Origin of the sequence: Streptomyces sp. NPDC001922 (assembly GCF_042891165.1) — a bacterium.
Lineage (GTDB): Bacteria > Actinomycetota > Actinomycetes > Streptomycetales > Streptomycetaceae > Streptomyces.
In genome coordinates, this window is sequence record NZ_JBIASV010000001.1 from 705,583 (window position 1) to 719,059 (window position 13,477).

At 72.1% G+C, this 13,477-nt stretch carries 13 protein-coding genes and 1 tRNA gene; 7 read left to right on the plus strand and 7 right to left on the minus strand.

Annotation, left to right across the window (positions count from 1 at the left end):
* Nucleotides 1-105 precede the first annotated feature (105 nt).
* Entirely contained in the window at nt 106-381 is a 276-nt protein-coding gene (locus ACFYYR_RS02905) for a hypothetical protein (RefSeq protein WP_388846189.1), read from the plus strand.
* A gap of 179 nt (nt 382-560) precedes the next feature.
* Nucleotides 561-2,375 carry a glutamine--fructose-6-phosphate transaminase (isomerizing) gene (glmS, locus tag ACFYYR_RS02910; RefSeq protein WP_388846191.1) on the plus strand — a complete coding sequence of 605 codons (1,815 nt, stop codon included), beginning with the start codon at nt 561-563 and terminating at the stop codon, nt 2,373-2,375.
* A gap of 694 nt (nt 2,376-3,069) precedes the next feature.
* Here glmS and ACFYYR_RS02915 read toward each other — a convergent pair.
* Nucleotides 3,070-3,591 carry a universal stress protein gene (locus tag ACFYYR_RS02915; protein WP_388846193.1) on the minus strand — a complete coding sequence of 174 codons (522 nt, stop codon included), beginning with the start codon at nt 3,589-3,591 and terminating at the stop codon, nt 3,070-3,072.
* A 779-nt stretch (nt 3,592-4,370) separates the two neighbouring features.
* On the opposite strand from ACFYYR_RS02915, the gene ACFYYR_RS02920 reads away from it, so the two are divergent.
* The 3 genes from ACFYYR_RS02920 to ACFYYR_RS02930 all read left to right on the plus strand — a co-directional run bounded on the left by ACFYYR_RS02920 (nt 4,371) and on the right by ACFYYR_RS02930 (nt 6,415).
* Nucleotides 4,371-5,624, plus strand: coding sequence for a helix-turn-helix domain-containing protein (locus ACFYYR_RS02920; RefSeq protein WP_388846195.1), 1,254 nt, complete (start codon nt 4,371-4,373; stop codon nt 5,622-5,624).
* A gap of 5 nt (nt 5,625-5,629) precedes the next feature.
* A complete protein-coding gene (gene orn / locus ACFYYR_RS02925) occupies nt 5,630-6,244 on the plus strand; it encodes an oligoribonuclease (protein ID WP_388846197.1) in 615 nt (204 codons plus the stop codon).
* Between the two features lie 98 nt (nt 6,245-6,342).
* Nucleotides 6,343-6,415: transfer RNA gene (locus tag ACFYYR_RS02930), tRNA-His, on the plus strand.
* 228 nt (nt 6,416-6,643) lie between these two features.
* Here the strand turns inward: ACFYYR_RS02930 and ACFYYR_RS02935 are convergent.
* The 3 genes from ACFYYR_RS02935 to ACFYYR_RS02945 all read right to left on the minus strand — a co-directional run bounded on the left by ACFYYR_RS02935 (nt 6,644) and on the right by ACFYYR_RS02945 (nt 9,222).
* Nucleotides 6,644-6,994, minus strand: a complete 351-nt coding sequence (locus ACFYYR_RS02935) for a hypothetical protein (RefSeq protein ID WP_388846199.1) — start codon at nt 6,992-6,994, stop codon at nt 6,644-6,646.
* A gap of 135 nt (nt 6,995-7,129) precedes the next feature.
* Nucleotides 7,130-8,536: an ATP-binding protein gene (locus tag ACFYYR_RS02940; protein WP_388846201.1), complete on the minus strand. Its 1,407-nt coding sequence runs from the start codon at nt 8,534-8,536 to the stop codon at nt 7,130-7,132.
* Entirely contained in the window at nt 8,533-9,222 is a 690-nt protein-coding gene (locus ACFYYR_RS02945; RefSeq protein ID WP_388846203.1) for a response regulator transcription factor, read from the minus strand. Before ACFYYR_RS02945 ends, ACFYYR_RS02940 begins: the two co-directional genes overlap by 4 nt.
* A gap of 83 nt (nt 9,223-9,305) precedes the next feature.
* Between ACFYYR_RS02945 and ACFYYR_RS02950 the strand changes: the two genes are divergently transcribed.
* Nucleotides 9,306-9,815 (plus strand): hypothetical protein, encoded by a 510-nt coding sequence (locus ACFYYR_RS02950; protein WP_388846205.1) that lies wholly within the window; start codon nt 9,306-9,308, stop codon nt 9,813-9,815.
* Nucleotides 9,816-9,820: 5 nt separating this feature from the next.
* On the opposite strand, the gene ACFYYR_RS02955 is transcribed toward ACFYYR_RS02950, so the two are convergent.
* From ACFYYR_RS02955 to ACFYYR_RS02965, 3 genes are all read right to left on the minus strand, one after another.
* Entirely contained in the window at nt 9,821-10,303 is a 483-nt protein-coding gene (locus ACFYYR_RS02955) for an SLATT domain-containing protein (protein ID WP_388846207.1), read from the minus strand.
* Nucleotides 10,304-10,374: 71 nt separating this feature from the next.
* Nucleotides 10,375-11,229 (minus strand): spermidine synthase, encoded by an 855-nt coding sequence (locus ACFYYR_RS02960; RefSeq protein WP_388846209.1) that lies wholly within the window; start codon nt 11,227-11,229, stop codon nt 10,375-10,377.
* Nucleotides 11,230-11,250: 21 nt separating this feature from the next.
* On the minus strand, nt 11,251-11,616 hold the full coding sequence (locus ACFYYR_RS02965; protein ID WP_388846211.1) for a hypothetical protein: 366 nt from the start codon (nt 11,614-11,616) through the stop codon (nt 11,251-11,253).
* Between the two features lie 256 nt (nt 11,617-11,872).
* Here ACFYYR_RS02965 and ACFYYR_RS02970 point away from each other — a divergent pair, with 256 nt between their 5' ends.
* Nucleotides 11,873-13,195: a tetratricopeptide repeat protein gene (locus ACFYYR_RS02970; protein ID WP_388846213.1), complete on the plus strand. Its 1,323-nt coding sequence runs from the start codon at nt 11,873-11,875 to the stop codon at nt 13,193-13,195.
* Nucleotides 13,196-13,477: the final 282 nt, after the last annotated feature.

Below are 13,477 nucleotides of genomic sequence, written 5' to 3' on the forward strand. Positions count from 1 at the left end.
GCACCGGAACCGGATCCCGCCCCTCCCGAGCCGACCGAACCCATTCCTGCCCGATATCGGGCAGGTTTCTTGCAAAGAGACCCCCCGCACCCGCAATATCAACGGGTGCTCGATCGCCCCGCGTCCCATGACGACCTCGTCGACCACCTGGTCCGCAGCACGCCGCTCCAGAGCGGCGAGGCCGCCCGGGTGGTGCTGGACGTGCTGGCGTACTTCGACGAGACGATCGAGGCGTTCGTCCGCCGCCGCCACCGCGAGCTCCAGGCCAGAGGGCTGAACAACACGGAGATCTTCGACCGGATCATGGCGGAGCTGCCGCACCGCGCGGTGGCGCCACCGGAACTCTCGCTGCGGCAGTTGCGTCGCATCGTCTACGGCTGACGCGGGCCGGAGCCACCGGCCCGCCTCGGTCCGGCCGGGGGAACGGCCGGCTCACCGGCCGCCCCCGAGCGGCCGGAACAGGAACACATGACCAGACGGGCCCGGAAGGGTCCGACGGGGCCCACCGGCCGAACCGGCCACCGGGCCCCGGAACACAGAAACGTGGGAGGGACAGTCCTATGTGCGGGATCGTCGGATACATCGGCAAGCGCGATGTGGCTCCGCTGCTGCTGGAGGGCCTGCAGCGGCTGGAGTACCGGGGCTACGACTCCGCCGGCCTCGCCGTCAGCGGCAAGAACGGCACCCTGAAGACCGCCAAGGCCAAGGGCCGGGTCCGCGAGGTCGAGTCCAAGCTCCCCAAGCGCTTCACCGGCACCACCGGCATCGCCCACACCCGCTGGGCCACCCACGGCGCCCCCACCGACGAGAACGCCCACCCGCACCTCGACGCCGAGGGCAAGGTCGCGATCGTCCACAACGGCATCATCGACAACGCCGCCGAGCTGCGCGCCAAGCTCGTCGCCGACGGTGTGGAGTTCGCCTCGGAGACCGACACCGAGGTCCTCGCCCACCTGATCGGCCGCTCCCAGGCCGAGACCCTGGAGGAGAAGGTCCGCCAGGCGCTGCGCCTGATCGAGGGCACCTACGGCATCGCCGTGCTGCACGCCGACTTCGCCGACCGGATCGTCGTCGCCCGCAACGGCTCGCCGGTGGTCCTGGGCATCGGCGAGCACGAGATGTTCGTCTCCTCCGACGTGGCCGCGCTGGTCAGCCACACCCGCCAGGTCGTCACCCTGGACGACGGCGAGATGGCCACCCTCAAGGCCGACGACTACCGGACGTACACCACCGAGGGCTCGCGCACCTCGTCCGCCCCGGAGACCGTCGAGTACGCGGCCGAGTCGTACGACCTGGGCGGCCACGACACCTACATGCACAAGGAGATCTCCGAGCAGGCGGACGCGGTGGACCGCGCGCTGCGCGGCCGGATCGACGACCGGTTCTCCACCGTGCACCTCGGCGGCCTGAACCTCGACGCCCGCGAGGCGCGCGGGGTTCGCCGGGTGAAGATCCTCGGCTGCGGCACCTCGTACCACGCGGGCCAGATCGGCGCGCAGATGATCGAGGAGCTGGCCCGGATCCCCTCGGACGCCGAGCCGGCGTCGGAGTTCCGCTACCGCAACCCCGTGGTGGACCCCGACACCCTGTACGTGGCGGTCTCCCAGTCCGGTGAGACCTACGACGTGCTGGCCGCCGTCCAGGAGCTCAAGCGCAAGGGCGCCCGGGTGCTGGGCCTGGTGAACGTGGTCGGCTCGGCGATCGCCCGGGAGACCGACGGCGGCATCTACGTGCACGCCGGGCCCGAGGTCTGCGTGGTCTCCACCAAGTGCTTCACCAACATGGTGGTCTCCTTCGCGCTGCTCGCCCTGCACCTGGGCCGGATCCGTGACCTCTCGGTCGCGGACGGCAAGCGGATCATCGAGGGCCTGCGCAAGCTGCCGGCCCAGATCGACGAGATCCTCGCGGGCGAGGAGCAGATCAAGGAGCTGTCCGCGCAGTACGCGGACGCCAGGTCGATGATGTTCATCGGCCGGGTGCGCGGCTACCCGGTGGCGCGCGAGGCCTCGCTGAAGCTCAAGGAGGTCTCCTACATCCACGCCGAGGCCTACCCGGCGTCCGAGCTCAAGCACGGCCCGCTGGCGCTGATCGAGCCCGCGATGCCGACCGTGGCGATCGTTCCGGACGACGACCTGCTGGAGAAGAACCGCGCCGCGCTGGAGGAGATCAAGGCCCGCAGCGGCCGGATCCTGGCCGTCGCGCACCAGGAGCAGGAGAAGGCCGACCACACCATCCTGGTACCGAAGAACGAGCCCGAGCTGGACCCGATCCTCATGGGCATCCCGCTCCAACTGCTCGCCTACCACACGGCGTTGTCCCTGGGCCGGGACATCGACAAGCCGCGGAACCTCGCCAAGTCCGTGACGGTCGAGTAGCGGGCGGAATGGCCGAGTAGCGGCCATGGCGGCCTGCGGAGTGTGCCGGTCCGGCGCACTCCGCAGGCCGCTTTTCGTTTCGTTCCTGGGCGTATCGCTCCCGGGCGGGCCGCTCCTCGGCGCGCGGACGCCCGAGGGGACTCCGTCGCGCGGACGCCCGAGGGGATTCCGTCGCGCGGGGGCGGCAGCGGCGTCTCCCCGGCCCGGCGTAGCCGGACCCCGCCGCACGTCCTCCGCGGCCGGCCGTGTGGGGGCGCGGCGCTACGGTCCGGGCGCGTGGGCACGGCGCTGGAATGGGACGGGACGGGGCTGACGCCGGGTGCGGAGCGTTGGCAGGTGCCGGGGCCGGGGCTGACGGGAGTGCGGGCGCGTTGACATGTGCCGGGGCCGGGGCTGACGGGGGTGCGGGCGCATGCCAGTCAGTGCCGGGGCCGGGGCCTCCGGGGTGGGGGTTCCGGGAACGTATATTTACGGGCCCTGGGGGCCCACAAATACACGGAAGCTTCCCGGAACCCCCACCCCTGCGACCCCGTCCCCTCCCGCCGGTGGCCACGTCCTGCGACCCCGCCCCCTCCCGCGGGTGGCCATGTCCTGGGAACGCGGCACTGCTCGGAAGCTGGTCGGGTGCTGGTGGGAGGTGGGGTCGGGCGCCGGAACCCCAGGTGAGTCACTGCCCCTGGACGTGCGGGATCCGCTACGGGATCACTACGACCGGGCGCTGGGCGCGGCGTGCCAGTCGGCCCGCCACCGAGCCGAAGAGCCTGCCGACCAGTCCGTGGGTGGACCCGACCACGATGGCGTCGGCGGAGTACTCGCGTCCGACTTCCTCCAGCTCGTGACAGATGTCCCCGCCCCGTTCGACCAGGATCCAGGGGACTTCGCACAGATAGTCCGCACAGGCGAGTTCGAGGCCGAGCACCTCGGTGCGGTGGTCCGGGACATCGACGAAGACAGGGGGCTCGCAGCCCGCCCAGACCGTCGTCGGCAGCCGGTTGGCCACATGGACGATGATCAGCCCTGACCTCGACCGCCGTGCCATGCCGATGGCGTAGGCGAGGGCCCGCTCACTGGAGGTGGAGCCGTCGAAGCCGACAACGACTCCGTGCTGGAACGCCGGATCGCAGGAGTGGCGTGTCTCTTCCGCCGCTTCGAGGTTCGCTGTGGGATCTGCGACCTGCTTGCGGTCCGCGGGTTCGGGGATTTCGTGACCGGCCATCGGTGTCTCGGCGAAGGGAGTCCTGAGGAGGGAACGACGGTTGACGAGCGGGGTCGAAGCTGGTGGATAGTCCGGGAATCATCTTCCCAAGCCCTTACCCACCAGGGTACGGCGACACTCCCCGCCTGCCCAGGGCCAGCCTCGTCACGCGGGACAGGCCGCTGCGGCAGCCGCTGATGCGGCTTCCGGGAGCATGCCGGAGCCGGGCCCGGAGCGCAATGCCCTCCGGGCATTCGTGACACAGCGGACGCCGGCTCCGTCGGCCCCCGAGGGGCGCACCGGGGCCCGACCGGGGGCGCGACGGGCCACGGACCGCTCCTGCCGCCGGGGCGGCCGGTCATCCTTGTGACGTACGGGACACCGGGAGCGCGGGGGCGGGCGCGCGGCGCGGGAGCGTACGCCGGGGGACCTTCCGCAGCGCAGTTGGACACCAAGCCTTTTCGGCCAACTTCCGCCAGCTATCATGAGCTTGCTCAGCGTTGCCACCAACACCCGTCCGACCAGCGGGGAAAGGGGCGCAGGGGGTGCATGCACCCTACGAGAGTTGGGCAGGGGCGAGAGGCGTACTTCCCACCGGCGCTGCCGAGTGCAACGCTTCGTGATCGAATGCTTCACGCCAAGTTGTCATGTCGACATAGCGGTGGGTGGTGAACTTGTCACGCCGACCTCATACGACACAGTAGATTCGATCTTGGCCATTCACGGCGGGGGACTTGTGCAGGACCGAGGGGAAACGTGCAGGACCGAGAGGACGCGACCACCGAGGGGGGCTTAGAGCCATGAGCCAGGACTCCACGACTGCACCGGAGGCCGCGCGGAAGCTGTCCGGGCGCCGCCGCCGGGAGATCGTCGCAGTGCTGCTCTTCAGCGGGGGCCCCATCTTCGAGAGCTCCATCCCGCTTTCCGTGTTCGGCATCGACCGGCAGGACGCGGGGGTCCCGCGGTACCGGCTGCTGGTGTGCGCCGGAGAGGATGCCCCGCTGCGGACCACAGGGGGGCTCGAACTGACCGCGCCGTACGGTCTGGAGGCGCTGGCGCGAGCCGGCACCGTCGTCGTACCGGCATGGCGGTCGATCACATCACCACCACCGGCGGACGCGCTCGAGGCGCTGCGCCGGGCCCACGAAGAGGGCGCGCGGATCGTCGGGCTGTGCACGGGGGCATTCGTGCTGGCCGCGGCGGGGCTGCTGGACGGCCGGCCCGCCACGACGCACTGGATGTACGCGCCGACGCTCGCCAAGCGGTATCCGTCCGTCCATGTCGATCCACGCGAGCTCTTCGTGGACGACAACGATGTTCTGACCTCGGCCGGGACCGCGGCGGGCATCGATCTCTGCCTCCACATCGTGCGCACCGACCACGGGGCGGAGGCGGCGGGCGCACTGGCCCGGCGACTCGTCGTGCCGGCGCGCCGCAGCGGGGGGCAGGAGCGCTACCTCGACAGGTCTTTACCGGAAGAGATCGGCGCGGACCCGCTCGCCGAGGTCGTCGCGTGGGCGCTCGAGCACCTGCACGAGCAGTTCGACGTGGAGACCCTGGCGGCCCGCGCCTATATGAGCCGGCGCACCTTCGACCGGCGGTTCCGGTCGCTCACCGGGAGCGCTCCCCTGCAGTGGCTGATCACTCAGCGGGTACTCCAGGCCCAGCGGCTGCTGGAGACGTCCGACTACTCGGTGGACGAGGTCGCCGGCCGCTGCGGCTTCCGGTCGCCGGTCGCGCTGCGCGGCCATTTCCGGCGGCAGCTGGGGTCCTCCCCGGCGGCCTACCGGGCGGCGTACCGGGCGCGCAGGCCGCAGAACGGCAGCGCGGAGCGGGGTGACCACCGGCTGGAGATCGCCGAACAGCGGCAGGTCGAGCCGGTCGGCGCCGCGCTGGGGATGCGCAGGCCGGGGGGCGGGGTCTTCCCGTCCGCCGGGCTCGAACCGGGCAAACCGGACTCGGATCTCTATCTGCCACGCCTTCCCGAACAGGGCGGCAGCCGGAATCCGGGACGTCCGGCAGTGCCCGGTCAGCGGGACCGCCCCGTAGGGTGAGACATATGAACGATCGCATGGTGTGGATCGACTGCGAGATGACCGGCCTCTCGCTGTCGAACGACGCGCTCATCGAGGTGGCCGCCCTGGTCACCGACTCGGAGCTGAACGTCCTCGGCGACGGTGTGGACATCGTGATCCGCCCGCCCGCCGAGGCGCTCGCCACCATGCCCGAGGTGGTACGCGAGATGCACACCGCCTCCGGGCTGCTCGCCGAGCTGGACGGCGGCACGACCATGGCGGACGCCGAGGAGCAGGTGCTGGCGTACATCCGTGAGCACGTGCCGGAGCGCGGCAAGGCCCCCCTGTGCGGGAACTCCGTCGGCACGGACCGCGGCTTCCTGCTGCGCGACATGCCGACGCTGGAGAGCCACCTGCACTACCGGATCGTGGACGTGTCCTCGATCAAGGAGCTGGCCCGCCGCTGGTACCCGCGGGCGTACTTCAACAGCCCCGAGAAGAACGGCAACCACCGCGCTCTCGCCGACATCCGGGAGAGCATCGCCGAGCTGCGCTACTACCGGGAGGCGGTCTTCGTGCCGCACCCCGGCCCGGACTCGGAGACGGCGAAGACCATCGCGGCGAAGCACGTGCTTCCCGCGGAAGTCCGGGCGGAGTGACACCTCGCTCCCGGTCGGCCCAAACCCGGGAGCGAGCACCCCTCCGGACCCTGTACACTTTTTCTCGGCCGGTGCGGAACGGAACAGCGCCGGTCGTGGTGGGTATAGCTCAGCTGGTAGAGCACCTGGTTGTGGTCCAGGATGTCGCGGGTTCAAGTCCCGTTACTCACCCTGACGCAGTCGAGGCCCCGGTCCCCAGGACCGGGGCCTCGCGGCGTATCGGGAGGATTCCCGGACCGTCGGGGCGGTGGGCAGCGGCAGGCGGGGGCCGGGGGCTGCTCGGTGATCTCTTCCAGCAGGACCGGGCCGCCGCCTCTTCCGGCCCCTCGCTCCGCGATGCCTGAGTGCGCACTCCCCGGGCACTGGAGCCGGGCCGGGCGGGCGCCGGAGCGCCCGGGATCACTGCGGAGCGCCGCGGGCCCCCACGGCACCCGGCGCGGCCCCGCCCGCCGGGAGGAGCCGCCGCCCTCCGCCAGGAAAGCCGTCCTCCACCCGAGCCGAGCTTCGTCCCTGCCGGCAGGTCGACTCCAGGGTCCAGTCGCGGAGCGCGGTGTCCGCGTCATCGGTGATGACGTACGGGGCGGTGCGGCCGGCGTCCCAGTCGCTCGTCCTGCTGTAGGCCGCGCCGGCCGTGGTGGCCTGCGCCGTCCCGGCCGGCGCCCGCGTGCCGCCGGCCACGGCGCCCGCGGCCACCGCCGCCACACCGGCCTTGGTGCCACGGCTCGGCCCGCGCCGGTGCGTCCTGCTCATGGGGTTCCTGCCTCTGCTGCTGCGGGGGCGAAGGTGGGAACACGCTAGCGATCAGCACCGGCGGAATCGCCGGGTCCGCCAGGTTCCGGCACGTCTTATGCCGCCGTTGAGAGCGGGATGCGCACCGATCAACGTTCAAGCGGAAGGGGATCCGGAACCGCTGCGACGCGCTGCCGGACACCGGCGGCGACGCCCGAGCCGGTGGCCGCGCCGGGCCGCCGCCGACCGCGGTCCGCCGAGTGCCAGCCAGATCCGGATCTCCGTCCCGCCGAGTACCGAGCGCCCGATCCGTACGTCGCCGCCCGTCGACTCGGCGAGCCGCCGCACGATGTCCAGACCGAGCCCGGTCGAGCCGGGCCTGCCGTCGCCCTGGCCCCGCCGCAGCGCCGCGTCCGGGTCCTCGATGCCGGGGCCCGCGTCCGAGACCAGCACGATCACCGCGTCGTCCGCGGTGTGCACATCGACGGCGAAGGCGGTGCCCTCGGGGGTGTGCCGGAAGACGTTGCCCAGCATCGCGTCGAGGGCGGCGGCGAGTTCGGTGCGGGCGACCGGGATCCGTACGGGCTGCTCGACGCCCGCCACCCGGACCGTGCGGTCCTCGTCCTCGGCGAGCGCGGACCAGAACTCCATCCGCTCGCGGATCACCTCGGCGGCGTCGCAGCCGGCCAGCGGCGACTGGGTCTGCGGCTTCTGCTCCCGCGCGGTGCGGATGATCCGGTCGACCTCGCCCTCGAGCTGGGCGACGGCCGACCGCGTCTGGTCGGCGGCCGGGCCGTCACCGAGGGAGGCGGCGTTGAGCCGGAGCACGGTCAGCGGGGTGCGCAGCCGGTGGGAGAGGTCGGCGGCCAGCTCCCGCTCGTTGGCGAGCAGTTGGACGACCTGGTCGGCCATCGAGTTGAAGGCCGCTGCGGCGGCCCGCAGTTCGGCGGGGCCCTGCTCGGGGACGCGGGCGCCGAGCTTTCCCTCGCCGAGGTCCTGGGCCGCGGCGGCGAGGTCCTCGGTGGGGCGGACCATCCGGGTGCCGAGCCGGTCGGCGACGGCGACCGACCCGACGACGAGCGCCAGGCCGACGGCGGCGAGCACCGCCCAGGCGGTGGTGACGCCGTTGGTGACCTCGCTGTCCGGGACGAACACCTCGACGACGGCGACCTTGCCGGTGGCCACCGCGGTCGGCTGGAGCAGGGCGAAGCCGCCGGGCACGGCGGCGATGGAGGCCCGGCCGAGCCGGGTCGCGGTGGCCAGCTCGGCGTCGGAGGCCCGCTGCCGGCCGATGTCGACCGCGCCACCGGCCCGCCCGGCGGCGGGTACGTGCACGGCCATCCGGTCCCGGGAGCCGGCCGTGGTGCTGGCCACGGCGCGCGTCAGCTGCGGGCGGTCGGTGGTGATGGCCAGCGCGGGGCCGATGGTGGCGGCCTGTCGCTCAGCGTTGGTGAACGCCCGGTCCCGGGCCATCTCCTTGACGACGAGCCCCAGCGGTATCGCGAAGGCGACGACGACCATGACGGTGACGGCGAGACACACCTTGACCAGGGCCCATCTCATGCGGGCGGCTCCAGCTTGACCCCGACGCCCCGCAGAGTGTGCAGATAGCGCGGCCGGGCCGCCGTCTCGCCCAGCTTCCGCCGCAGCCAGGACAGGTGAACGTCGATGGTCTGGTCGTCGCCGTAGGACTGCTGCCACACCTCGGCGAGCAGCTCTCGGCGGGGCACGACCACGCCGGGCCGCCCGGCGAGAAAGGTCAGCAGGTCGAACTCACGGCGCGTCAGATCCAGTGCGCTGCCGTCCAGTTCGGCCTGCCGGCGCATCGGGTCGATGGTCAGCCCGCCGACCCGGATCACCGCGGGCGGGGTACCGGCCTCCGCCGTGGCGCGCGACCGCCGCAGCACCGCGGCCATCCGGGCGGACAGATGCTCCACCGAGAACGGCTTGACCAGGTAGTCGTCGGCACCGGCGTGCAGCAGCCGGACGATCTCGGCCTCGTCGTCGCGCGCCGTGGCGATGATCACCGGGACGTCGGTGATCCCGCGCAGCATCTTCAGCGCCTCCGAACCGTCCAGATCCGGCAGACCCAGGTCGAGAATGACCACATCGAATCCGAAGTGGGCGACTTCACGCAGCGCCTCCAGGGCGGTGCCGACGCTCCGAACGGTGTGGGAGGCCTCGGTCAGGTGCCGGATGAGGGCGGAGCGTACGAACTGGTCGTCCTCGACCACGAGCACACGTGCCATGAGCGGCACCGTACGCCATGGAGATGTTGATCGTTGTACCCAGCTCATCGCACCGCGACCGCGGGTGGGGCAGTATGAGCCAGATGCAACGAGGACTCATCCACGGTGTGGCGTGGACCCTGGCCACGGGCGCGGCCGTCACGCTGTCCTGGTGGGGCGTCCGCACCGTCCTGGCGGGCACGGCCTACGACCCGCCCCGCGCCCTGCCCATCCAGGGCGAGGCCGCGGCCCGCGGCGGGGAAGCCGCGACGAAGCCGCAGTCCTCCTCCACCCACCGGCCGAAGCCCTCGCCCACCGCGGCCCCGACGTCCCGCAAGCCGCCCGAGAAGCCGTCGCCCCCGGCGTCCCGCGCGCCGCGGAGCACCCCGGCCCCGGCCGGGAACGTCAAGAGCTACAACGTGGCGGGCGGCCGGGTGGTGTTCGACCTCGGGCGCTCCTCGGCGAGCCTGGTCTCCGCCACCCCGGACGCGGGCTGGCAGATGCAGGTCTGGAAGCAGACCGAGTGGATCCGGGTGAACTTCACCAGGGGCACGGACACGACCTCCGTCTTCTGCACCTGGAACGGCCACCCGCCGACGGTCCAGACGGGCTAGGACCTCTAGGCGTTGGTCGACGGCGCGGGTTCCCGGCGATGCTCCAGCCAGGTGCGGCTCAGGTCATCCCAGATCGTCTGATACCGGCCGAAGATCTCGCCGAGCTGATGGAAGGTGAGCTCGTCGGCGGCCGTCGTTGCCACCAGGTATTCGAGGTCATCGGCAAGCCGCTGAAACCGGTACTGCGCCTCCTCCATCAACACCCACCGGGAACGCCAGTTGAAGAACGGTTCCACAGCTCCCAGCAACGTCACCAGCGCCACACACGCCAAGGCCAGACCGGCCCACGCGTTGAGATTCTGCAGGCCCAGGATGACGGTGGACGCAGCGGACAGGACGAGTGTCGCCACCTTGGTGACGGAGGCGCTGAGACCGAACCGCTTCTTCTTGCCGCGGGTGTAGTCGGTGCCCTCACGGATCTTGTCCAGCAGAAGGGCGGCTACGTCCCTCGGACTGGGACCGGCGTCCGGTCGGATGTCTGGCTGCACTCCGCCCCCCATGTTCTGTCGCCACTCATCAGCTCGCTCCCCGGCAGACGCGGGAGTTCGACGAGAGGACCCTAGAACACGTCCTCGGGCGGCAGCGGTGACGGGCGCGCCCCGGCGTCGGTCACCGGGCGGGCCCCTCCGGTGAAGTCCAGGAGCGCCTGGCCGTGCTGGAGCCGGCCCGGGTGGGGATCGCCGGCGGCCCGGCGGGTCAGTTCGGCGACCGGCAACTCACGGTCGGAGGCGAGCAGTACGGCATTGCCGAAGCGGCGCCCGCGCAGCACGGCCGGGTCGGCGACCAGACACACCTCGGGAAAGACCGAGCGCACCGTGGCGACCTGTGAGCGGAGATGGGCGAGGGGCGGTCCGTCGGCGAGGTTGGCGGCGTAGAACCCGCCCGGTACGAGGGCCCGGCGCACCTCTGCGGCGAACTCGGTGCTCGTCAGATGGGCGGGGGTGCGGCGGCCGCCGAAGACGTCCGCGACGATCAGGTCGGCCCAGCCGTCGGGGATCTTCCGCAGGCCCTCCCGGGCGTCACCGGAGCGGACCCGGATGCGCCAGCCGCTCTCCAGCGGGAGTTCGCGGCGGACGAGCTGCACGAGCCGGGCGTCGAGTTCCACGATCTGCTGGGTGGACCGGGGGCGGGTCGCCGCGATGTAGCGGCCGAGGGTGAAGGCACCACCGCCCAGATGCACCGCGTGGACGGGCTTGCCGGGCGGCGCGACGAGATCGGCGACATGGCCGAACCGCCGCTGGTACTCGAAATCGAGAAAAGTGGGGTCGTCGAGGTCCACATGGGACTGGGGCGCGCCATTGACGACCAGGGTGCGCCCGCGCGGCCGGTCCCGGTCGGGAACGAGTTCGGCGACACCGCCGTCCACCTGTTCGGTGACCGGTTCGGCAGCACCGCCACGCCGCTTTCTCGCCATGCCCCCAGTATCGCCGGGGGCTCAGCGGCAGCGGTCGGCGGCCTCGATCATGCGGGCGGCCTCGCCCAGCGCGGCCCGGAGTACCTCCGGGTCGGTGACGTCCTCCTCGCCGCCCGGCGGCACCAGCCAGCCGGATCCGGCGACCGGCTCGCCGACCAGCGAGAGCCCGCGCCCCAGCGTCCTGGTGCACGCGCTGCCCGGCAGGTCCCAGCCGTCCGCGGTGCCGGGCGGCACCAGGAATCCCAGGGTGTCGCACGCGCCGTCGTGGAGCACGGGTCCGACACCCGGCTTCCCGAATCCGCGGCGCAGAATGTCCACCGCTTCGAGCCCCTGACGGGCGGGAACGGTGACGAGATCGGCATCCTGGGGTGAGTCGCTGATATCCACGCAGGCCTCCAACACGAGAAACCCCTCCTCCGGAGTGAGCCGCGTCGCTCTTCTCCGCGGTGTTCAACGCCCGAGTGCGTCAACGGCTACGGCGGCACGCCGCCGCAAAGGATGGCACTTCATGGCGGATCGTGCGTGAGATATCCGGTTTGTAGCCAAACACTGCGTATCAGCTCTGTCACAACCGGTACGGTCGTGCCTCGCCGACAGTCGCCCCGACAGGGCGACAGCACCGCCAGAAGAAGAGGGCTCGGCCATGGCGTTGCCACCACCGTCCTCACAGGTTCACCCCGCGCGGCGGCCGAACACGGCCTTCCGGCAGTTGCGCGGCCCGCTGTCACCGGGCGAGTTCGCCGCGGCCGTACGCCGCGCGGCCCGCGACATCGGGGAGCAGGTCTCGTGCGACGCCCGCTATATCGGGCGCGTCGAGTCCGGGGAGATCCGGTGCCCCAACTACGCCTATGAACGGGTGTTCCGGCACATGTTCCCCGGGCGCTCGCTCGGGGAGATGGGCTTCGCCCCGCGCGCCGCGGTGCGCGGCCGGAAGGCGCGCGGCGCGCCACCGCCCCCGAACGAACCAGCCACCACCTGCGAGGAGAGCGACGTGCTGCGTCGCGCATTCATGACCGGAGGCCCGGCCGCCATGGCGGCCTCGGTGGGCCTCGGCATCCCCCGTCCGCGCCGGCGCGCGGGAGAGACAGAAACAACGGCCGTCGAGGACGCCGTACGCCAGATCCGGCTGCTCGACGACCGGCACGGCGCGGACGGCCTGTACAGACGGGCCGCGCAACCGCTGCGCAATGCCTACGCCCTGCTCGACGCGGGCACCCGACATCAGTCGACCGCGGACCGATTGCACGGCGCCGCGGGCGAACTCGCCATCTCCGTCGGGTGGCTGGCGCACGACTCGGGCCGCTTCGACGACGCCCGCTCGCACTACGCCGAGGCTCTCGCGACGTCCCGGGTGTCGGGCGATCCCGCGCTGGAGGCCCACGCCTTCTGCAACACCGCCTTCCTCGCCCGCGACGCGGGCCGCCCCCGCGAGGCCATAAGAGCGGCACAGGCCGCGCAGCGCGCCGCCGCACAACTGCCCTCCGCCCGGCTCCGCTCCCTCCTCGCCCTCCGCGAAGCGGGGGGCTGGGCAGGTCTCGGCGACCGCCGGAGCTGCGAACAGACCCTCCTCCGCGCCCAGTCCCTCTTCGTCCGGGGCGCCTCGGACGCCGACCCGGAGTGGATGTCGTTCTTCGGAGAGGCCGAGTTGGAGGGGCTGGAGGCACAGTGCTGGTCGGCCCTGGGCGAGTGGCAGCGCGCGGCGGACCACGCACGCCGGGCGGTGGCACTCCAGGACGCCCATTTCGCCCGGAACACCGCCCTGTTCACCGCCGAGCTGGCGGGCAATCTGGCCCGCAGCGGCGAACCGGAGGAAGCGGCGAGCGCCGGGCAGCGCGTCCTCGGCCTGCTGGAACAGGTCCAGTCGTCCCGCATCCGCTCGATACTGGACAGCACGGCCCGCTTCCTCCGCCCCCACTCCCGCTCGGCCCCGGTAGCGGCCTTCCTGGAACAGCACGCCACGTCCTGACCCCACCCGGCCGAATGCCCCAGCACGCAGCGGACACGGCACCACAACGGGACAGATCCGAACGCCGACGATGCGGGCCGGATGAACACAAGGGTGCGGGGCCGGATGCACGAAGAGGGCGGTGCCACCGGCCCAGTGGTCCGGACGTCAAGGAGTGGGGCGCAGGGCCGGGTGAACGCAAGGGGGTGGGGGCGCAGGGGTGGGGGGTTGCGGGAGCGGGCGGGTTTTTTTTGGGCCCCCCGGGCCCGAAAAATAAGTTGCGGGGGCCCCCCCCCCCCCGCG

Coding starts and splice junctions, on each gene's coding strand:
- glmS (WP_388846191.1), top strand. CDS start 561: ATGTGCGGGATCGTCGGATACATCGGCAAGCGCGATGTGGCTCCGCTG.
- ACFYYR_RS02915 (WP_388846193.1), bottom strand. CDS start 3,591: ATGGCCGGTCACGAAATCCCCGAACCCGCGGACCGCAAGCAGGTCGCA.
- ACFYYR_RS02920 (WP_388846195.1), top strand. CDS start 4,371: ATGAGCCAGGACTCCACGACTGCACCGGAGGCCGCGCGGAAGCTGTCC.
- orn (WP_388846197.1), top strand. CDS start 5,630: ATGAACGATCGCATGGTGTGGATCGACTGCGAGATGACCGGCCTCTCG.
- ACFYYR_RS02935 (WP_388846199.1), bottom strand. CDS start 6,994: ATGAGCAGGACGCACCGGCGCGGGCCGAGCCGTGGCACCAAGGCCGGT.
- ACFYYR_RS02940 (WP_388846201.1), bottom strand. CDS start 8,536: ATGAGATGGGCCCTGGTCAAGGTGTGTCTCGCCGTCACCGTCATGGTC.
- ACFYYR_RS02945 (WP_388846203.1), bottom strand. CDS start 9,222: ATGGCACGTGTGCTCGTGGTCGAGGACGACCAGTTCGTACGCTCCGCC.
- ACFYYR_RS02950 (WP_388846205.1), top strand. CDS start 9,306: ATGCAACGAGGACTCATCCACGGTGTGGCGTGGACCCTGGCCACGGGC.
- ACFYYR_RS02960 (WP_388846209.1), bottom strand. CDS start 11,229: ATGGCGAGAAAGCGGCGTGGCGGTGCTGCCGAACCGGTCACCGAACAG.
- ACFYYR_RS02970 (WP_388846213.1), top strand. CDS start 11,873: ATGGCGTTGCCACCACCGTCCTCACAGGTTCACCCCGCGCGGCGGCCG.